A 20,419-nucleotide genomic window follows, 5' to 3' on the forward strand; every position below is an offset into this window, starting at 1 on the left:
GAGCACCATGGTGCTCGGGATTCACACCATGTCCGACCTGTTTGAGCAGCTGGGCCTGCCTTCAGACGAAGAGTCGATGACCACCTTCATCGCCACCCACCGCACCACAGCGGTGAACTTCACGCTGCCAGACGTTGCCATATGGACGCCTGCGCAGGCCAAGTTTTTGCGCGAGGCCATAGCTGCCGATGCCGACTGGGCCATTCCGGCCGAGCAATTGAGCCAGGCGCTGGGCTGTGGCATTGGGCCGCGCAAGGACTGAGCAACGCCCCCACCGCGAGGCGCACGCTTCAGCCAGCGGCCAAGAAGCCATCCACCAGCGCGTAGTGCGCGGGCACATTCAGAGCCGGGGCGTGGCCGCAGCCGGGCACTTCCACCACCTGCAGCAGGCCCCGCTGGCCGGGGCCTCTGCGCTGCATTTCGGCAATCGTGGCGGGCAAAACCAGGTCGGAATCCACCCCGCGCAGGCACAGCACGGGAATGTGCAGCCGGTCATAGTGATCCCAGATCAGGTAATCGTTTTCATGGTGGGTGAACTGCTGCACCATGGCCGGGTCGTAATGCGGCGTGACCCGCCCGTCCGGCAGGCGCCGGGTGGAGGTTTCGGTAAGGTGGCGCCATTGCGCATCGCTCAGCCAGCCATAGGGTTGGTACACCTGCCGGAAGAACATTTCCAGTTCAAACACGGTGTCAAACGCTGGCGGCTGGCCCGCGTACGCACGGATGCGCTGCAGGGCAGCAGGCGCCAGTTCGGGCGCATTGTCGTTGAGCAACAGGCGGGTGATGCGGCCATGCAGGCGCGGTTCATACATGCCAGCCGCACACACGGTGCCAATGGCACCGCCCATGCTGGTGCCCACCCATTGGGCGGTTTCAATGCCAAGTTCGTCGAAAAGGTCTGCCGCAAGGCGCGCATAAAACGCAAGGCAGTATTCCTCTGACGGCCGGGCCGCCCACTGGCTGAGGCCCCGCCCCAGGGTGTCGGGGCAAATGACGCGGTAGCGCGGCGACAGGTGGCGGGCCAGCTCGTCCATGTCGCGCCCGGTGCGCGCCAGGCCATGCCATGCCACCACCACGGGGGCGTCCGCCGCGCCCCATTCGGTGACGTGGATTTCGTAACCCGCACAGCGGATGTAGCGTGACGATGGAGGCATGGTGTGAAGCATGGGTTGGCAAAACATTGCGGGCCGGGCCCCGGCACGGGGCCCGGCCCGCGCGCTCGGATCAGTTGGGCACGCTGATGGATGTGCCCACAAAGCCGATCTGGTCACCTGCAGCAGGTGCTGCCACAAAGGGCGGCACGTTGGCTGCCGTGATGGTGGGAGCCGCGCCCGGCACGCCACCACGCGGTGTGGTACGCACCACCTGGCTGGGGGGCAGCGCGCTGCCCGACTTCAAGTGGGCGTACATCGCATCCATCGCCTGGTTGAAGTACGGATGCAGCGGCACAAAGCGCGTATCAAACCCACTGAAGGGCAGGAAGGTATCGAAGTGCTGGCCGTGGGTCACTTCGATGTAGCGCAGCTTGGTGGATGCACCCTCAACCACGCGGTTGTAGGCCGTGTAGGCTCGCGAGTTGTTGTTCACCGGCACCAGCGCATCGCTGCGACCACTGACGATGATGGTGGGCTTGCCACGCAGGTTGCCGTTGAGCACCACTTCGGCAATGCCGGCACGCACCGCATCGCTCTGCGCCTTGGTGGGGGTGCTGCTGGCCGTGAGCGCCGCGCCCGTCACCGAATCCACACCCGTCACCAACGCACGCTGGCACAGGGCGTTGTCCAGGCCAAAGTCAGCCACGCCAGTGGATGACGACACCGCAAACTGCCAAGACTTTGCCCCGCCCACCGAGTCGTTGTAGACCACCGACACCGGCGTGCCGTTGGAAGTGCCGTTGGCCGTAGCAAAGCTCTGCGCCAGGGCTGCAGGGCTCGCAGCGACGGGAACCCCCGTAGCATTCACCGAGGCAAAGCTGGTGTTGCATACGTTGGCGTCCACCGCAAAGCGACCGTAGCTGACAGGGTACATGGCCGACAGGATGGGGCCGTTACCCAGCGCGTAGTGGGCGTTGTGCATCTTGTCGGTCTCGGGCGTCCAGCCGTAGGCTCGCAGCTTGTTCAAGGCGTCTTGCGCACGGGTGGCCGTGTCGGCGCCGCTGACCAGCCCCTTGGCGGCCAGGCTATCGCAGCGCGCCGTGGCGCGGGCGGTCATGCCCACCAGGCCGATGTAGTTGAAGATGGAGGTTTCGGTCAGCGCCGCGTCGGCCGCCAAGGCCGCGCAGGGCTGGTAGATGTTGCCGAAGGTGGTGAAGTCGGCCAGGGTCTTGCCATAGCCCGCCACGGCAGCGCCGCCAAACTGGATGCCGTAGCCACTGGCGGTGGGCATTTCGGTCACAGGTTCCGATGCCACCACACCGTCGATCAGGCCGCTGGTGTCCTGCTCGGCTGCGCGCAGCGAGGCAGCACCGCCATTGGATGCAGAGCCCGCAATCACGATGGTGTTGTCGGTGGTGAACGGCACGCGGTTGACGTCGGTGCCATAGCGCTCATTGAGCACGTACATGGCATAGCGGCCAGCCGCGAGCGTGTCGCTGCCCCAGTCTTTCTCGGGGTTCATTTGCGAATGCACATGCTTGATGGCCAGACGGTTCGGGAACAGAGCGTTGTAGGCTGCGCGTGCAGCATCGGTGATGTTGGCGGCAAAGAACGACAGCGAGCCCGCCGCCGTGCGGGTGGCGCGGGTGCCATCCACCTTGTGCACGGTGTCATCGGTCAGGTCGTGAATGCCCACGCCCTTACCGGCATCGGTCAGAGCCACGGCGCAGCCCTTCTTCAAGCCCCACTCGCCTGCGGTGCCGATGGCGCCATACACGCCGCGCGAGCCGGACGAAGCGCCCAGCACCACGCACGGGTTGGCAGGGTTGAAGCTGTCGGGCACCTGCACGGCAATCACGGTGCGCTTGCGGCCCGAGCCATCGTCGAGCACGGCCACATATTCACGACCAGGAATCAGGCCTTCACTGGTCGTCACCGTGCCCGTGGCCGTCACGTTGGGGCCGTACAGGCTGCCATAGCCGCCAGCGGTGGTGCCGTCCAGAATGCCGCGGTAGTTGGAATACAGCGCGTTGCGGCGCAGCTCGGCCGCCGTGGGGTTGGCAGGGTCGGCATAGGCGGGCGCGGTGGCCAGGCCCAGGCCGGTTTTGCCGATGCCGCCGGTGAGCAGGTCTTGTGTGGCGGCGGTGTCGCCCTTGCCCACAGCGGTGGCGGGGTACACCGTGCTGCTGACTTGCGTGATGCCCGCGGGCAGGTCATTCGTGGGGGCGTCAGAGCCGCCACACGCGGTCAGCACCGCGCCCGCCAGTGCCGTCAGCGCCCACTGGGCGACGCGGTGTTTTTGCAGATTCGCTCTCATCATGTTGTCTCCTCATTTTTCTACTGACACAAAGGAGCGTGCTCAGCGTGCAGCACGCAGGGATCGCAGACGCCCGACGACGCCTGTGGGAAAGTAGTACACCGACAAAACAAACAAGACGCCCAGCCACAGCAGCCAGCGGTCGGGCGAGAGCAGCGCCGCCAGCCAAGGCAAGCCGCTGGCGGCCTCGCTGGCAAGGCGCAGCAAATCCTGCAGGTAGCTTTGCGCCACCAGGAAGAGCACGGCACCGATGACAGAGCCGTAGATGGTGCCCATGCCGCCAATGACGACGATGAGCAGGCAGTCCATCATGATTTCAAAACTGAGCGAGGTGTCCGGCCCGTTGTAGCGCAGCCAGAGCGCCAGCATGCAGCCCGCCAGCGTGGCGAACAGGGCGGACAGCACGCTGGACGTGGTGCGGTACACCACCACGCGGTAGCCAATGGCTTCGGCGCGGAACTCGTTTTCGCGGATGGCCTGCAGCACCCGGCCGAAGGGCGAATTGACGATGCGCAGCAGCGCCAGCACCAGCACCACCGCCGCAACGAACAGCAGGTAGTAGCAGATCAGCCGCCCATCCACCGTGACGCCCAGAAACGGATCGTCAAACGGCTCAAAGCTGGGCGACAGCACCTCGGGCACCTTGAAGGTGAGGCCGTCTTCGCCCCCGGTGATGTCAGACAGCTGCGAGGCCAGCGTCTGGAACGCCGCGGCCACGGCCAGCGTGATCATGGCGAAAAAGATGGCCCGCACCCGCAGTGAGAAAAGGCCCACCGCCAGTGACAGGAGCAAGGACAACAGCAGCGCCCCCCCCACGCCCACCAGCAGGGCCGACCACGTCGGCCCCATGCGCGTGGTGGCCACGGCAATGCCGTAGGCACCGATGCCAAAGAACATGGTGTGCGCAAAGCTGACGATGCCGGTGTAGCCCAGCAGCAAGTCAAAGCTGGCCACCAGCACCACAAACACCAGCACCTTGGCCGCCACGTTCAGCGCCTTGACGCCCGGAAACAGAAACGGTGCCAACGCCAGGCCCAGCAGCACGGCCAGCAAGATGGCTGCGAGCACCTTGCTGCGCGGATAGTCGCCAGAGAGAAGTCGGTTCAACATGCGTACGGCTCCTCAACGGTTGGTCACTGGGTACACACCCTGCGGGCGCCACAGCAGGATGGCGACCATGAGCGCGATGTTGGAAAACAGCGCCACCTTGGGGGCCAGAAAGCCGGTGTAGTTGGCCATGAGGCCCACCAGCAGCGCGCCAATCAGCGCCCCGCCCGTGCTGCCCAGGCCGCCGATGATGATGACGATGAAGATCAGCACATTGACCTGCGCGCCCATCTGCGGCACCACGTTTTGCTGGTACAGGCCCCACATCACGCCGCCCAGCCCTGCCAGGGCCGAGCCCACTACAAACACGACCACAAACAGGCGGCGGATGCGGTAGCCCAGGCTTTCGACCATCTCGCGGTCTTGCACACCGGCGCGGATGAGCAGGCCGACCTTGGTGCGCGAGAGCGTCCAGGCCAGCACGCCAAACACCACCAGGCCCACAGCCACGGCCACGAGGCGGTACTTCTCGATGGCGGCATCACCCAGCAGCAGCGAGCCGCGCATGCCGCCCGGCAGCGGCAGCGGGATTTGCTGCGGGCCCCAGATGACCTTGATGAGCTCCTCGCCAATGATCATGCCGCCCATGGTGATGAGGATCTGCTTGAGGTGCTGGCCGTACACGGGCCGCACGATGAAGCGCTCAAACGCCAGGCCCACCGCGCCCGCCACCGCCATGGCCACCAGCATGGCGGGCAGCACGGCCACCATGTTGCGCCACAGCTCGGCCGAGCCCGTCCAGTCGCCCATCGCGCCCAGCACGCTGGTGGCCACAAAGGCGCCCAGCGCAATGAACACGCCGTGGCCAAAGTTGAGCACGTCCATCAGCCCGAACACCAGCGTGAGGCCCGAGGCGATGATGAAGATGATCATGCCCATGGCCAGCCCCGCCACCGTGAGCGTGAGCCAGGTGCTGGGCGAGCCCACCAGCGGCAGCGTGACGAGCGCGAGCAGCGGCACCAGCGCCAGGGGCTTCCAGTCGAAATCGCTGGCAGTCATGCGTGGCCTCCGGTTTGGTTTTGACTCGCTATTTTTTTGATAGCTGGTTGCGCTTGATGGATAAGCGCCAGAGGGCGATTTGGTTTGATATTCATAGCGACAGCCCCAGCAGCGACTGCTGCAATGCCTCGTCCGCTGCCAGCGCGGCCATGCTGCCCGCGTGCACCACGCGGCCGTTGTCCATCACGGCGACGTTGTCGCCCAGGCGTTTGGCAAAGTGGATGTTCTGCTCGACCAGCAGAATGGTCACGCCGCTCTTTTTGAGCTGGTCGAACGCCTCGATCATGTTGTTGATGATGGCGGGGGCCAGGCCCTTGCTGGGCTCGTCCACGATGAGCAGGTCACGCGGCTCGATGATGGCGCGGGCTACGGCCACCATCTGCTTTTGCCCGCCGCTGAGCTTGCCTGCAGGGTGGTTCCAGAACTTCTCCACGGCCGGGAACAGGCGGAAGATCCATTGCAGCCGCCCGGCATCCATCTGCGCTGCATTGCTGGCCTTGCGTGCGGCCAGCAGCAGGTTTTCCTTCACCGTCAGGTCGGCAAAGATGCCCATGTTCTCGGGCACGTAGGCAATGTTGAGCCCCGCAATCTGCGGTGTGTGCAGGCGCGTGATGTCGCGCCCATTGAAGTGGACGCTGCCCTGCGAGGCCTGCCACAGGCCCATGATGGTGCGCAGCGTGGTCGTCTTGCCCGCGCCGTTGCGGCCCAGCAGCATGGTGAGCTGGCCCTTGGGAATGGCGAGGTCCACGCCGTGCAGGATGTGGTACGCCCCGATGTGCGTGTGCACGCCTTGGAGTTCCAGCAGGTTGGCAGTGCTGCTCATGCGGCCTCCTTCTCTGCGTCCTTGTCGGCGTCCTTGCTGATGCCCAGGTACGCCTCCTGCACCACCGGCGAGGCAATCACCTCGGCCGGTGCGCCATCGGCCACCAGCGTGCCGTTGGTCAGCACGATGATGCGATCGGCCAGCTCGCGCACCACGTCCATCTTGTGCTCCACCAGCAGGATGATCTTGGTCTTGTCTTTTTTGAGCTCACGGATCAGGTTCAGGATCACCGGGGCCTCGTCGTGGCTCATGCCCGCGGTGGGTTCGTCAAACATGTAGACCTGTGGCTCCAGCGCCATGAGCAAGGCCACTTCCAGCTTGCGCTGGTCGCCATGCGGCAGGCTAGCCACGGGCGTATCGCGCCGCTCGAACAGGGCCACGCTGCGCAGGATGGATTCGGCCCGCTCGGTGAGGTGGCGGTGATCGCTCCAGATGCTCCACAGGTTGAGCCCCCGGCGGTGCGCCCCGCCCTGCGTGGCCTGCACGGCCAGGCGCACGTTCTCCAGCACGCTCAGGTGGGGGAACAGGTTGGTGAGCTGAAACGCCCGGCCCAGCCCCGCACGGGTGCGGGCCGAGGGGCTGAGCGCCGTCAGGTCTTGCCCGCCCAGTTGCACGCTGCCCGCACTGGCCTTGAGCTGGCCCGAGATGAGGTTGAAGTACGTCGTCTTGCCCGCGCCATTGGGGCCCACGATGGCGGTGAGCGTGCCCGGCGCAAAGGCACAGGTCACACCATTGACCGCCACATGGCCGCCAAAGCGGATGGTCAGGTTGTGGGTTGCAAGCATGGGGGCAGCAGGTGGTGGAGAGGCAAACGGCAGGCCAGCACAAAGATCAAGGTCAAAACAGCCTCTAGGGCTTATCCATCAAGCGCAAGCAGCTATCAAATTCGCAGCAATCGAGCACGATGACTGCACTAAGCACGGCAGATGTCAGCGGCCACCGCGCAAGGGCCTGAGCCGGCCGCACCGCCCCGCCGCGCTGGTGGCGTCCCCCTTCCCGCTTCGCGCAGCGAAACGAGAGAAGGGGGAAGCGGCAAAGCCGCTCAGGGGGATGCTCACCTCTTGTTCCGGATAGGAACGTTCATCTCTTCGGGCTTGATCTCGCGCACCAGCTCGGGCACGCCCCAGGCAAACGCCGGGTCCACCTTGATCTTGAAGTGGTACATGCTCTGCAGGGCCTGGTGGTCTTCCTTGCGGAAGGTCATCTTGCCCTTGGGTGTGTCAAAGCTCATGCCTTCCATGGTTCGGATGAGCTTGTTGGTGTTGGTCTCGCCATTGGTGGCCTTGAGGGCGGTGACCAGCGCCATGGCCGAGGAGAAGCCCCCGGCGGTGAAGAAGTCTGGCGGGGCCTTGAACTGCTTGTAGTGCATCGCCACCAGAGCTTCGTTCACGGGGTTCTTGGGGATGCCGAAGTAGTAGTACGTGGCCCCTTCCATGCCCGGGAAGGCCTTGTAGCTGGCCATGGCGGAAAGGATGTTGCCGCCCGAGGCCACGTCAATGCCGAAGCGCTTGGACAGCTCTTGTGCAGCTAGCGCGGCGTAGGGCGGCGTGCCACCAGCCCAGATCACCATCACCACCTTGCGGCCGGGCTGGTCCTTGAGCTTGTCGACCACGCGCTGGATACCTGCGGTGAAGTCGGTGGTGTTTTGCGGCAGGTATTCCTCGTGCACCAGCTTGGCGTTCTTGATGGCTTCCTTGAAGGCCTTCACGCCGTCGCGGCCAAAGGCGTAGTCTTGCGCCAGCGTGACGATGGTGGTGCCCGCCTTGTCCACCGCCACGGCGTTGCTGATGGCATCCTGGCTGCTGTTGCGGCCGGTGCGGAAGATGTATTTGTTCCACTTGTCGCCAGTGATGGCATCAGCCGCAGCGGGCTCCACCAGCAAGATCTTTTTGTATTCCTCGGCCACGGGCAGCAGCGCCAGCGCCACGCCGCTGGAGGTGGGGCCGACGGCGATGTCGGCCTTGTCGTCGGAATAGGCCGAGGCCAGCAGGCTCTTGCCCAGGTCAGGCTTGCCCTGGTCGTCTTTCTCGATCACCACCAGCTTCTTGCCCGCCACCTGCATCGTGCCGCCGGTGGCGTACTCCAGGCCCATCATCAGGCCAATCTGCGTCTGCTTGCCGTAGGCCTCCAACGCACCGGTCTTGCTGTACACGTGGGCGATGCGGATTTCGCCCGACTGGGCCCACGAAGGGACCGCGATGGCGGCGAGTGCGGTGGCAGCAAAGGCGGTGGCGGTGACCAGGGTGCGGCGTTGCATGGCGAATGTCTCCTGTGGTTGTGCAAGCCACCAGTGCACAGTCCATGCCAGCAGCCCACCACACTACACACCCGCGCTAAGTGCTTGATTTGAATCACCCCGCGCGGGCCAAAGCGCTTGCCTCGCGCTCAGAATGCCTGAATTTCAGACAATTGATCTGTCTGAAATTCAGTCAAATGGCTGATTTCCAATCAGGGTTTTCCAGACGTTCGTACAAGGTGGCGCGCGAGATACCCAGCTGCCGCGCCGTGGCCAGCTTGTTGCCGCCATGGGCCTTGAGGGCGGCGGCGATGGCTTTGCGCTCCAGCTCGGCCACCTGCTCGGCCAGGGGCCGCAGGTAACGGGCTTCGCTGTCGACGTCGGGCGCGGGGTGGTCCATCACCGGCGCGGGGGCTGCGGGTTCCACCCCGGCTTCGCGCAGCACGCGGGCCAGTTGTTCGGCGTCGATGGTGCTGGCGTCGCTGCGCATCACGGCCTGTTCCAGCACGTTGCGCAGCTCGCGGATGTTGCCGCGCCAGGGCTGGCCGGCCAGCAGGGCCAGGGCATCGGGGGCCAGTTCGGGCGGCGCGGTGCCATTGCGCAGGGCCAGGTCTTCGCCCAGGGATTCGACCAGCGCCGGGATGTCGCTGCGCCGCACCCGCAGCGGCGGCACGCGCACGGGCAGCACATGCAGGCGGTAGAACAGGTCTTCGCGGAACCGGCCCTCGCGCACCAGCACACCCAGATCGCGCGAAGTGGCGGCGATGATGCGCACATCAAAAGGCACCAGCTTGTTGCTGCCCAACGGCTCGATCTCGCCTTCTTGCAGCGCGCGCAGCAGCTTGGCCTGCAGGCTTTGCGGCATGTCGCCGATCTCGTCGAGGAACAAAGTGCCGCCATCGGCCAGCTTGAACTTGCCGTCGCGCCCCTTGCGGTCGGCACCGGTGTAGGCGCCGGGGGCCACGCCGAAGAATTCGGCTTCGAGCAGCGTGTCGGGCACCGCTGCGATGTTGACGCTGACAAAGGGACCACTGGCGCGGCTGGACGCAGCGTGGATGGCGTGCGCCAGCAGCTCTTTGCCCGTGCCCGTTTCACCCAGCAGCAGCACCGGGCTGCTCGACTGCGCAGCACGCCGCGCCTGGCGCTTGACCTCGGCCGCTGCGGGGCTGGAGCCGATGAAGCTGGCAAAGGTGTACTTGGCGCGGCGCTCTCCATCCCCCGCCACGGCCAGCGTGCGGCGGCGCTGGCTGGCCAGCTCGCGCCGGGCATCGTCCAGGTCGCGCTGCAGCAGCGCAAACTTGCTGATGAGGGGTTGCAGCGTGGTCTCGGGGTGGTCAAACAGCACGATGCCGATGGCGCCGATCACGCGGTCGGCCTCGTCGCGCAGCGGAATGCGGCTGACCACAAAGGTGCCCGCCTTGTTGGTGAGCAAATCAATCAGCACAGGCTGGCCCGTTTCCAGCACACGGCGCATCTGGGTGTTGGGGATGACCTCTTCCACCGTGCGGCCCAGGAACTGGTCCAGCGACGAAAAGCCCAGATCGGGCAGGAAGCGCTGATAGCCCTCGTTCACCCACACGATGCGGCAGGTGCGATCAACCAGGAACATGCCCTGGCTGACGCTGGAAAACAGCTGGAACATGGAGCGCGCCGCCAGCTCCAGAATGCTTTGGGCATCGAGCGGCAATGCGGGGGTGTCGTCGGGAAGCGCGGGCATGGATGCGATGGTAGCGTGATGCTCTCGCGGGTCTGGCGTGGGCCACCGCCAGCCCAAAGGCGGCCCAGCCTCTTCACGATTAGCCCAACCACTATCAAAAGAATAGCTGCCAGCGCTTATTGCAAAGGCGCCAGAGGCTGTTTTGGCTATCAATCCTGCACTGCAGGCAGTACAGCGTGGGACAACGCTGAACGCGCACCACCCGCCAGGCGCAGCACCACCACTTGCTGGCCGGGGCCCTGCACTGCAGAAGGCAATGCCGCCTGGTCCACCAGAATGCAGGGCTTGCCTGTGCGGCGGCAATGGTCTTGCACGCGCCAGTAGTCGTCGTGGCTGATGCAGCCGGTCTGGCAGATCACCAGGTCGGCCGCAGCCAGGCTTTCTTCCAGAGCGTGGGGCGGCTGGTGTGCGGGCATGGGGTGTGCGGCGGGCGCAACTGCCTCATCCTGCGATAGCACGGCAGGCTCAGAAACATCCTGCACGGTGACCTGCAGCCGCCAGCGCAGGCATTCGCGCGAGAGGCTGGCCACACGCTCTGCCAGCATGTGAATGTGGCGGGCCATGTCTTTGCGCCGGGCCTGTCCGGGTGGCTGGGCCTGGCGGGCATCTTCCAGGGCAGCGCGGGCCTGCTCCAGTTGCGTATCGCGCACGATCACCGCTGCGCGCAAGCGCACCACTTCGCGCTGCAACCGCTCCAGCTCGGCCGCCTGCTCGGCCACCACCTCACTGCAACGTGTTTGCGCCTCGCCCAACTGGCGGCACAGGGCCAGAAACTCTTGCGACAGTGTGTGCATGCGCCACCCATACAAATAAGAATTATTCTCATTCTAGGGTACAATGGGCAGCTGCAAAAGCAAGTACCTGGTGGGAGGACATCGGGGGACCACCCCCTGATGTCTGCTTGCGAAGCCGGTGTGCAGGGGGTGGGTGGCACGGTTCTCCTCCCACCCCGCAGCACCCACGCTCTGCGGCCCTGCGCGGCGCACTCTCACCCTCCCTCCCCTTCTCCTCTGCCCCATGAAAAAAGGGTGTGCAGATCGCTCTGCACACCCTTGGGGTTATCGCTTCGCCTTGTCAGCCAGCGCTGCCCTCGATTGCCCGCAGTTTCTTGGCAGCCCAGCGGCGCAGCAGGCGTGGAATGATCAGCACGCACAGCACGATCACGATCAGGGTGAGCGAGCCTGGGCGCTCCAGGAAGATCGTCCATTTGCCTTCGCCAATCGCCACGGCGTTGCGCATCTGCGCCTCGGCCAAGGGGCCCAGGATCATGCCCACCACGACCGGGGCGGCCGGGAAGTCAAAGCGGCGCATGACCACGCCCAAGAGGCCAATCGCGTACAGCAGCACCAGATCGAATGCGCTTTGGCGCATGCCATACACGCCCAGCGTGGAGAACACCAGAATGCCGGCGTACAGGTACGACTTGGGAATGTTCAGCAACTTGACCCACAAGCCCACCAGAGGCAGGTTCAGGATCAGCAGCATCACGTTGCCGATGTACATCGATGCGATCAGCGCCCACACCATGGCGCCGTTGGTGTCAAACAGCTGCGGGCCAGGCTGGATTCCGTAGTTCTGGAAGGCACCCAGCAAGATGGCTGTGGTGTTCGACGTGGGAATGCCCAGCGTGAGCAGCGGAATCAGCGTGGCCGTGATGGCTGCGTTGTTGGCCGCCTCGGGGCCGGCCACGCCCTCAATGGCGCCGGTGGTGCCAAATTCTTCCTTGTGCTTGCTCAGCTTCTTTTCAGCCGCGTAGCTCAGGAAGGTCGGAATCTCGCTGCCACCCGCAGGCACCGTGCCAAACGGAAAGCCGATGAAGGTGGCGCGAATCCAGGCGGGCCAGGAGCGCTTCCACTCTTCCTTGGTCATGTGCGTGCTGGTCAGGCGGTTCTGGGTTTCGTCCACCCGGCCTTCGTACATCACGTTGTACAGCGCCTCGCCCACGGCAAACAGGCCCACCGCAATCAACACCACTTCGATGCCGTCCATCAGCTCGGGCACGCCACCGGTGTAGCGAGCCTGGCCGGTGATCTGGTCAATGCCGATCAGGCCCATCGCCAGGCCGACAAACAACGCCACCATGCCACGCAGCGTGCTCTTGCCCAGCACTGCGCTCACGGTGGTGAAAGCCAGGACCATCAGCATGAAATATTCAGGGGGACCCAGGCGCACAGCATATTCAGCCACCAGGGGCGCGAAGAAGGTGACCAGCACCGTCGCAATCGTGCCTGCCACAAACGAGCCAATCGCCGCCGTGGCCAACGCCGCGCCTGCGCGGCCGTGCTTGGCCATCTTGTTGCCCTCCATGGCAGTCACCATGGAGCCCGCCTCACCGGGCGTGTTCAGCAAGATGGACGTGGTGGAGCCACCGTACATGGCCCCGTAATAAATGCCGCCGAAGAAGATCATGGAGGCCGTGGCCTCGACCTTCACCGTGATGGGCAGCAGCATGGCCACGGCCACGGCGGGGCCGATGCCGGGCAACACGCCCACAGCGGTGCCGATGATGCAGCCCACAAAGGCCCACATCAAGTTGATAGGAGTAGCAGCGGTGATGAACCCCTGCATCAGAAGATTGAGCGTATCCATGGCGTGCTGGCTTTACAGCCACCCCGTGTTGGTGAGGCCGGGCAGGTTGATGGCCAACAGTTGCGTAAACATCCAGTACACCGGCGCCGCTACCGCGATGCCAATGGCGGAATCCTTGATCCAGGCCTGCAGGCGCAAATCCAGTTGACCTTCAGAGCTTTTGAAACCCCGCACCGACAGCACGAAGCACAACGCGCAGCTCAAAATGAAGCCCAGGGTGGTGATGAGCATGGCGTTGAGCAGCAGCCCGGCGGACACCCAGATAAATCCCTTCCAGTGCGCCCTTTCGTCGCCAGAGCCCTCTTCCAGTTCGCGAAAACCGCCGGTCAGCGCATGGGCGACGCACAACACCCCACACACCAGCAAGGCGGCCGAAACCACCCACGGCAAGAAGTTGGGGCCCACGCCCCCGTAGCCAGCTTCAGAGCTGACCGAGCTGGCGCCCCAGGCCAAGCCCCCAGCAAGCACCACAATGCCGAGACCCAGCAGGGTCTGCAGCGGCTTGGAGCGCGATGAATGTTGTTGTGTCATGGTTTTTCCCTCGCACACACCTGCAATGCGGCACAGCGGCGCTGCGCCCACTCTTTCGAGCAGGCGCAAGGCCGCGCACGCCGCGCTGGTTTTAGATCATTCCGGACTTGGCCATCGTGGCGCGCAGGCTGGCAAATTCCGAGTCCACGAAGTTCGAGAACTCATCGCCAGCCAGCCATGCGGGCGTCCAGCCGTTCTTTTCCATCGCGTCTTGCCAAGCCTTGTGCTTGAAGGTCTTGTACAGCGCGTCAATCAGGGCCTTGCGCTGCTCGGCCGTGATGCCGGGGGCGCCGTACACGCCGCGCCAGTTGCCGATGTCCACGTTGATGCCCTGCTCCTTGAGCGTAGGCACATTCACACCCTTCAAACGAGTGGACGATGTCACGCCCACAGCGCGCATCTTGCCGGCAGCAATGTATTCCGCGAACTCGCTGTAGCCGCTGCCGCCGATGGTGACGTTGCCCCCCAGAATGGCGGCGGTGGCCTCGCCACCCCCACGGAACGCAACGTAGTTGATCTTGGCAGGGTCTACGCCCACTTCACGCGCAATCATGGCGGCGGCAATGTGCTCGGTAGAACCACGCGAGCCACCACCCCACTTCACGCTGCCAGGGTCTTTCTTGAGCTGCTCGATCACGTCCTTCATGGTCTTGAAGGGGGAGTTGGCAGGCAGCACAAACACGTTGTATTCGCTGGTCAGGCGTGCCAGCGGCGTGACCTTGTCCAGGCCCACGGGTGGCTTGCCGGTGATGATGCCGCCCAGCATCACGGCGCCCATCACCATCAGGGCGTTCGGGTCACCCTTGCTGGCATTGACGAACTGCGCCAGGCCGATGGCGCCCGCAGCGCCGCCCTTGTTGTCATAAGACACCGACGAAGCGGCACCCGCATCTTGCATGGCCTTGCCCAGGGCGCGGCCCGTGGTGTCCCAGCCACCGCCAGGGTTGGCGGGAATCATCATCTTCAATGCAGCCGTTTGCGCCGACACCGGCAAGCTGCCGACGGCGGCCATGGCGGCCAAAGACTTGAGGAAAGTATCGCGACGCATCGGTGTCTCCTAGAACGGTTAGCGAATGGCTGGATGATGCGCGCCCTGCCTGTCAAAAGGCTGTCTGCGAACTCAGGGAAAACACCCATACAAAGTGGGGGCTCCGTGCAGAATGCCGTCACCGCATTTTTTGTGTACCGCCGCTGGAAAAACTCTGGAAACCGCAGCCCAGTCGGTGCTATGGTGCCGCGCATGCAATTGCTCCTAGTAGAAGACGACCCCACCATGCAGACCACCTTGCAGCGCGCGCTGACGCGGCGGGGCATGGAGGTGACTGCGGTGGGTGATGGCAAGGCAGCCCTGAGCCAGTGGGTGGGGCGCGTGCCCGACGCCGTGGTGCTCGACCTGACCCTGCCCGGCCTGGACGGTCTGCAAGTCCTGCAGCGTGCTCGCGCACTCGGCCTGCGCACACCGGTGCTGATCCTCACCGCGCGCGGCACCGTGGGCGACCGGGTGATGGGGCTGAACGCCGGGGCTGACGACTACCTGCCCAAACCCTTTGACCTGGACGAACTCGAAGCCCGCCTGCGCGCCCTGGTAAGGCGCAGTGCTGACCCTGGTGCCACGCCAGTGGGCAGCAATATCACGCAGATTGGCGCCATTCGTTACGACAAGGACAGTGGCGCCCTGTACCTGCACGGCGAAGTCATGGAGCTGACCCCGCGCGAGCTGGCGCTGATGCACGCGCTGCTGGCGCAGCCTGGGCACGCGGTAACCAAAGAGCGGCTGTACGAACTGGTGTTCCCCGGGCAGCTCGATGTGCAATACGAAGCCATCGAGGTGGTGGTGTACCGGCTGCGCAAAAAACTGGTGGGCACAGGCCTGACCCTGATGACCTTGCGCGGCTTGGGGTACCTGCTGCGCACCGATGCGTGACGCACACAGCCAAACCATGAGCGAACCCCAGCAAGCCACCCACTCCCTGCGGCGCAGGCTGTTGCTGGGCATTCTGGTGCCGGTGATTGCGTTCATCAACTTCAACACCTACAGCCTGTACCACCAGACGCTGGCGTCTTTGCACACTGCGTACGACCGGACGCTGCTGGCATCGGCCAAAAGCATCAGCGAGCAACTCGATGTGGAAGGCTACGACGACGAGGCCCAGATCCGCGCCATCGTGCCCTACTCGGCACTAGAGGCTTTCGAGGCCGACAACCAGAGCCACATGTTCTACCGCATCTCCACCCAGGGGGGGGAAGTGATCTCCGGGTTCGGCGACCTGCCCGAGTGGCGCGGCAAGATTCCGCTCAAGCCCCCATACGCTGCCTTGGTGGATTTTTACGACGACGTCTTCCGCGAGCAGCCCGTGCGCGTGGCAGTGCTACTGCAGCCGGTGGCCAGTGCCGAAGGCCGCGGCATGGCCGTGATCCAGGTGGCAGAGACGCTGGAGGTGCGTGAAACCCTGGCGCTGCAAATTCTGTGGAAGACCTTGATGCGCCAGGCCCTGCTGATCGCAGTGATTGCCGTCACCGTGTTGTGGGTGGTGCAACGCGCTACACGCCCCGTGCGACACCTGAGCCTGCAACTGCAAGCCCGTGGCGAGGGCGACCTGAGTCCCATCGCCGCGCCCACAGCCCCGCGTGAACTGCAGCCTCTGATCGCCGCCACCAATCAGGTGATGCAACGCCTGCGCCATCTGCTGCGCCACCAAAAGCGGTTTGTACGCGACGCATCGCACCAGTTGCGCACACCGCTGGCCGTACTCAAGACCCAGGTGCAATCGGCCCTGCGCGGCGACATGCCCGCCGAGCAGGCCCTGCATGAAATCAGCGACACCGTGGACCGTGCCACACAGCTGGCCAACCAGATGCTGGCGCTGGCCAAGGTGGAGCAGTTGCGCCAGCAAAGCGAGCCCCCCATCACCCGGCTGGACGAGGTGCTGCGCACCGTGGCGCTAGAGATTTCGCCCCTGATCGCCCAACGCGATCTTGACTTTGGCATCCACACCGAAGCTGCCCCCGTGCGGGCCCATGAGTGGATGCTGCGCGAGTTGACGCGCAATCTGCTGCACAACGCGGTGCGCCACGCACCGCAAGGCAGCGAACTGGCGGTGGACCTGCGCTGCGACGCCCACCACACGGCGCTCACCATCAGTGACTGCGGGCCGGGCATTGAGCCCGAACTGGCAGCGCGGCTGTTTCAACCCTTCTCAGCGGGCGATGTGCGCAGCGGCAGCGGGCTGGGCCTGGCCATTTGCCAGGAAATCGTGCAAGCGCTGGGAGGAAGCATCACCCTCACCAACCGCGAACAAGGCACCCGAATCCTGGGGCTGGACGCCGTGGTTCGCCTGCCGCTTGCGCAGCACTTTGCCAGCACCGCCCATGGCAACCCGGCACAATTGAGCGAATGAACGTGACTGAAACGATGCGGCTGGACAAGTGGCTTTGGTGTGCGCGCTTTTACAAAACGCGCAGTCTGGCCACCGAGGAAATTGCGAAGGGACGCGTCACCGTGAACGGCCAAGCCGCCAAGCCCGCCCGCGACTTGCGCTGTGGTGACACCGTGGCGCTGCGCCAGGGGCCAGTGGCCCGCACGGTGCTGGTGCGAGCCTTGAGCGGTGCGCGTGGCCCGGCCCCCGTGGCGCAACTGCTGTACGAAGAAACGCCCGAAAGCATCGCCGCCCGCGAGCGCGCCGCCGAGCAGCGGCGCCTGGCCCCAGAACCCGCCGCCGCGCTGCAGGAGGGTCGCCCCACCAAGCGCGACCGCCGCAACATCGACCGCGCCCGAGACTGGGGTAGCCGCTGGAGCGCCTCGATTGACGAATAAATGATTGCGGGGACGGCGCCTCTCGCTGAGGTGCTTTGTGCGGAAATACCTCTGCCACACGGGTTTTTATTAAGAATAATTCGCGTTTGTTTTATCATTAGAGCATCGCAACCCCGAAAGAAGCATTTCCATGTCGAAGACCGTGAAAGCCCTGCTGACCGCCTGCGCACTGGCCGCCACTGCGGGCGCCACCTTGGCCCAAGAGCAAGTCGTGAATCTGTACTCCGCCCGCCACTACTCTACCGACGAGGCGCTCTACACGGGGTTCACCAAGGCCACGGGTATCAAGATCAACCGCGTGGACGCCGACGATGCAGGCATCCTCGCTCGACTGAAGGCTGAGGGCTCTGCGTCTCCGGCGGACGTCATCCTACTGGTGGATGCGGCCCGGCTCTACAAGGGTGAAGTGGACGGGCTCTTCCAGCCCATCCAGTCCAAGGTGCTGAACGACGCCATTCCAGCCAACCTGCGCAGCGCCCCCGCAGCCGATGGCGGCATTTCGTGGTTTGGTCTGTCCACCCGCGCCCGCGTCATCGTCTACAACAAGGTCAAGGTCCAAAAAGCCGACGTGGACACGTATGAAGAGTTGGGAGACCCCAAGAACAAGGGCAAGCTCTGCATTCGCTCGGGTTCGCACCCCTACAACCTGAGCCTGTTTGGCGCAGTGACCGAGCATTTGGGTGAGCAAAAAGCCGAGGCCTGGCTCAAGGGCGTGGTGGCTAATCTGGCCCGCCCCCCCAAGGGCGGTGACACCGACCAGATCAAGGCGGTGGCCTCCGGTGAATGCGATATTGGGGTGACCAATAGCTACTACCTCGCCCGCATGATGCGCTCCAACAAACCGGAAGACGTTGCGGTGGTGAACAAGGTCGGCGTGGTGTTCCCCAACCAGGCATCGTGGGGCACGCACCTGAACATTGCGGGGGGTGCAGTCGCTAAACACGCCAAAAACAAGGAAAACGCCGTCAAGTTCCTCGAATACCTGGCAAGCCCAGAAGCTCAAAACTACTTCGCCAACGGCAACAACGAGTGGCCGGCGGTCAAGAGCGTGACGCTGGATAACCCCGCACTCAAGGCCATGACGGGCAATGCCCCCTTCAAGAGCGAAACCATTCCCATCAGCGCCGTGGGAGCCAATGTGACCAAGGTGCAGCAGATGCTGGACCGCGTCGGCTTCCAGTAACTCCGTCACAATCCACTCCCGAGAGCCCGGCACATGCCGGGCTTTTTTGTGTGCGCTCGCGCAGCGCCTTCAGAGAGGTAGTTGATAATTGACGTTTACGTCAACGTAATTCAACCAGGAGACACGTTATGGAAATCAAGGGCAAAGTATTCATCGTCACCGGCGGCGCTTCAGGGCTGGGCGAAGGCACCGCACGCATGCTGGCATTGCGCGGCGGTACCGTCGTCATCGCCGACATGCAGGTCGAAAAGGGGGAAGCCGTCGCCAAGGAGATCGGGGGAGCGTTTGTGCGCTGCGATGTCAGCAATGAAGCCGATGCACAGGCAGTGGTCGACAAAGCAGTATCGCTGGGCAAACTGATGGGCTTGGTCAACTGCGCAGGCATTGCACCCGCTGAGAAAACCGTGGGCAAGAACGGCGCGCACTCCCTGGCCCTGTTCAGCAAAACCATCACGGTGAACCTGGTGGGCAGCTTCAACATGATCCGTTTGGCTGCAGAAGCCATGGCCCAAAACGCCCCGGAAGTCACAGGTGAACGCGGTGCCATGATTTCTACGGCCAGCGTGGCTGCTTACGATGGCCAAATTGGGCAAGCTGCGTATTCCGCATCCAAGGGCGGGATCGTGGGCATGACCCTGCCCATTGCTCGGGACCTGGCCCGCAATGGCATCCGCAACATGACCATTGCCCCAGGCATCTTCGGCACCCCCATGCTGTTTGGCATGCCCCAGGAAGTGCAAGACGCACTGGCCGCCGGCGTTCCGTTCCCAAGCCGCCTGGGCACGCCCGAAGACTATGCCAAGCTGGCCGTGCACATTTTTGAGAACGATATGCTCAACGGCGAAGTCATTCGCCTGGACGGTGCGATTCGCCTGGCACCACGTTAATTGCTATAAATTTAATAGCTTGTAGCGCTTACCACATAAGCGCTACAAGCCAAAAATACCTGATTAGCTACTTACCTCAGAAACGCGCAGCAGCTTCAAAGGCAGCGGCCCAGTAGTCACCAAAGCCTTCAACAGCCTAGGCAGCATGGCCGGCATATCAAAGCGGCGGTTGAATCGCCAGCAAAACTCAGCCAAGTAGCGCTGTGCATACCTGGCGTGGTCAAACGAGTGATAGGTCCCCGCCATGCTGGTCTTGAGGTTGCCCAGCAAGGTGTTCACCCAACGCAGCTGAGGCGTCTGCGCACCCTGGCGCCCACCTCCCGTCACGTAGCGCTCATGCGTGGCCTGGGCCTGGCGCACCTGGGCAAAGGCACGCGTGCCATCGCTGACCACGTGGCAGCCCGCAGTCAGGTGGCGACTGGCCCATTGCCGCATGTGCTCGTTGGTGAAGTCCGCCACAGGCGTCAGGCGCATATACAGGGGACGGCCATCGGCGCTGGTCTGCACCGCAGCGACGAAGGCCGTCTTGTTGGCCGCTCGGCGCCCGCCGTTGATATGGCCCGCATCGCCGCCGAGGTAGGCATCGTCGATCTCCACACGCCCTTGCAGCAGGTAGCGCTCATCGCGCTGCGCCATGGCCTGCATCAGCTTGTGCTTCATGAGCCATGCCGTTTTGTAGGACACCCCTAGCTGGCGCTTGAGCGCCAGGGCGCTGATGGCGTTCTTGTTTTGTGTCAGCAGGTACATGGCCAGGAACCACAGCCTCATGGGCAGGTGGGTGTGCTCCATCACGGTGCCCACAATGGAGGAGCTTTGGTAGCCACAGATAAAGCACTCCCACAGCAGTCGGCCCGTGCCATTGCGGGTGTGAAAAAAGCGCTTGCAGCCGCAGTGCGCGCACTGCCAGCCATGGGGCCAGCGGGCAGCGACAAGAGCGCGCTCGCACTGCTGCTCGCTGCCGTACAGGGCTTGAAACTGGGGCAGTGACAGGCCGCGTTGGAACTGGATCGCGTTGATGGACATCGCTTGCTCCTTGGCGCCGAGGCTCGGCATGTCCTTTGGAGTCCTCTAGGGGCTGTTGAGAATCAAGCACAACGGCTCGGAGGGCTGTGATGCAATAGG

The 20,419-nt window shown here is 64.1% G+C and carries 19 protein-coding genes; 6 read left to right on the plus strand and 13 right to left on the minus strand.

The window, feature by feature from the left end; genetic code table 11:
* Positions 1 to 262, plus strand: a 262-nt coding sequence (locus AADJ04_RS12590) for a DUF2789 family protein (protein WP_341239825.1), incomplete at its 5' end; no start/stop codon positions are given.
* 28 nt (positions 263 to 290) lie between these two features.
* Here the strand turns inward: AADJ04_RS12590 and AADJ04_RS12595 are convergent.
* From AADJ04_RS12595 to AADJ04_RS12650, 12 genes are all read right to left on the minus strand, one after another.
* The gene (locus tag AADJ04_RS12595; protein WP_341239826.1) at positions 291 to 1,154 is read right to left on the minus strand and encodes an alpha/beta hydrolase; all 864 of its coding nucleotides are present in this window, start codon (positions 1,152 to 1,154) and stop codon (positions 291 to 293) included.
* A gap of 70 nt (positions 1,155 to 1,224) precedes the next feature.
* Positions 1,225 to 3,411, minus strand: coding sequence for a 3-hydroxybutyrate oligomer hydrolase family protein (locus tag AADJ04_RS12600; RefSeq protein ID WP_341239827.1), 2,187 nt, complete (start codon positions 3,409 to 3,411; stop codon positions 1,225 to 1,227).
* Between the two features lie 42 nt (positions 3,412 to 3,453).
* On the minus strand, positions 3,454 to 4,521 hold the full coding sequence (locus AADJ04_RS12605) for a branched-chain amino acid ABC transporter permease (protein WP_341239828.1): 1,068 nt from the start codon (positions 4,519 to 4,521) through the stop codon (positions 3,454 to 3,456).
* A 12-nt stretch (positions 4,522 to 4,533) separates the two neighbouring features.
* Entirely contained in the window at positions 4,534 to 5,517 is a 984-nt protein-coding gene (locus AADJ04_RS12610) for a branched-chain amino acid ABC transporter permease (protein ID WP_341239829.1), read from the minus strand.
* 91 nt (positions 5,518 to 5,608) lie between these two features.
* Complete coding sequence (locus AADJ04_RS12615; RefSeq protein WP_341239830.1) at positions 5,609 to 6,340, minus strand: ABC transporter ATP-binding protein; 732 nt, start codon at positions 6,338 to 6,340, stop codon at positions 5,609 to 5,611.
* Positions 6,337 to 7,125, minus strand: a complete 789-nt coding sequence (locus tag AADJ04_RS12620; RefSeq protein WP_341239831.1) for an ABC transporter ATP-binding protein — start codon at positions 7,123 to 7,125, stop codon at positions 6,337 to 6,339. Before AADJ04_RS12620 ends, AADJ04_RS12615 begins: the two co-directional genes overlap by 4 nt.
* Positions 7,126 to 7,394: 269 nt before the next feature.
* Entirely contained in the window at positions 7,395 to 8,597 is a 1,203-nt protein-coding gene (locus AADJ04_RS12625; protein WP_341239832.1) for a substrate-binding domain-containing protein, read from the minus strand.
* 172 nt (positions 8,598 to 8,769) lie between these two features.
* Entirely contained in the window at positions 8,770 to 10,293 is a 1,524-nt protein-coding gene (locus AADJ04_RS12630) for a sigma 54-interacting transcriptional regulator (protein WP_341239833.1), read from the minus strand.
* A gap of 149 nt (positions 10,294 to 10,442) precedes the next feature.
* Positions 10,443 to 11,087, minus strand: a complete 645-nt coding sequence (locus AADJ04_RS12635) for a DUF2325 domain-containing protein (protein WP_198847559.1) — start codon at positions 11,085 to 11,087, stop codon at positions 10,443 to 10,445.
* A gap of 280 nt (positions 11,088 to 11,367) precedes the next feature.
* A complete protein-coding gene (locus AADJ04_RS12640; protein WP_341239834.1) occupies positions 11,368 to 12,882 on the minus strand; it encodes a tripartite tricarboxylate transporter permease in 1,515 nt (504 codons plus the stop codon).
* 12 nt (positions 12,883 to 12,894) lie between these two features.
* Positions 12,895 to 13,413: a tripartite tricarboxylate transporter TctB family protein gene (locus tag AADJ04_RS12645; RefSeq protein WP_288486924.1), complete on the minus strand. Its 519-nt coding sequence runs from the start codon at positions 13,411 to 13,413 to the stop codon at positions 12,895 to 12,897.
* A gap of 91 nt (positions 13,414 to 13,504) precedes the next feature.
* Positions 13,505 to 14,461 (minus strand): tripartite tricarboxylate transporter substrate-binding protein, encoded by a 957-nt coding sequence (locus tag AADJ04_RS12650; RefSeq protein ID WP_341239835.1) that lies wholly within the window; start codon positions 14,459 to 14,461, stop codon positions 13,505 to 13,507.
* A gap of 192 nt (positions 14,462 to 14,653) precedes the next feature.
* On the opposite strand from AADJ04_RS12650, the gene AADJ04_RS12655 reads away from it, so the two are divergent.
* The 5 genes from AADJ04_RS12655 (at position 14,654) to AADJ04_RS12675 (ending at position 19,297) form a co-directional block, all read left to right on the plus strand.
* A complete protein-coding gene (locus AADJ04_RS12655) occupies positions 14,654 to 15,337 on the plus strand; it encodes a response regulator transcription factor (RefSeq protein WP_233100063.1) in 684 nt (227 codons plus the stop codon).
* A gap of 16 nt (positions 15,338 to 15,353) precedes the next feature.
* The gene (locus AADJ04_RS12660) at positions 15,354 to 16,811 is read left to right on the plus strand and encodes a sensor histidine kinase N-terminal domain-containing protein (RefSeq protein WP_341239836.1); all 1,458 of its coding nucleotides are present in this window, start codon (positions 15,354 to 15,356) and stop codon (positions 16,809 to 16,811) included.
* Complete coding sequence (locus tag AADJ04_RS12665) at positions 16,808 to 17,227, plus strand: S4 domain-containing protein (RefSeq protein ID WP_044401223.1); 420 nt, start codon at positions 16,808 to 16,810, stop codon at positions 17,225 to 17,227. The genes AADJ04_RS12660 and AADJ04_RS12665 overlap by 4 nt, the downstream gene beginning before the upstream one ends.
* A 130-nt stretch (positions 17,228 to 17,357) precedes the next feature.
* The gene (locus AADJ04_RS12670; protein WP_066692036.1) at positions 17,358 to 18,410 is read left to right on the plus strand and encodes an extracellular solute-binding protein; all 1,053 of its coding nucleotides are present in this window, start codon (positions 17,358 to 17,360) and stop codon (positions 18,408 to 18,410) included.
* A 128-nt stretch (positions 18,411 to 18,538) separates the two neighbouring features.
* Entirely contained in the window at positions 18,539 to 19,297 is a 759-nt protein-coding gene (locus tag AADJ04_RS12675) for a 3-hydroxyacyl-CoA dehydrogenase (protein ID WP_341239837.1), read from the plus strand.
* A 63-nt stretch (positions 19,298 to 19,360) separates the two neighbouring features.
* Here AADJ04_RS12675 and AADJ04_RS12680 read toward each other — a convergent pair whose 3' ends face one another.
* Entirely contained in the window at positions 19,361 to 20,320 is a 960-nt protein-coding gene (locus AADJ04_RS12680; protein WP_341239838.1) for an IS1595 family transposase, read from the minus strand.
* Between the last annotated feature and the right edge of the window lie 99 nt (positions 20,321 to 20,419).

This window comes from uncultured Acidovorax sp., from assembly GCF_964021665.1.
GTDB lineage: Bacteria > Pseudomonadota > Gammaproteobacteria > Burkholderiales > Burkholderiaceae_C > Acidovorax > Acidovorax temperans.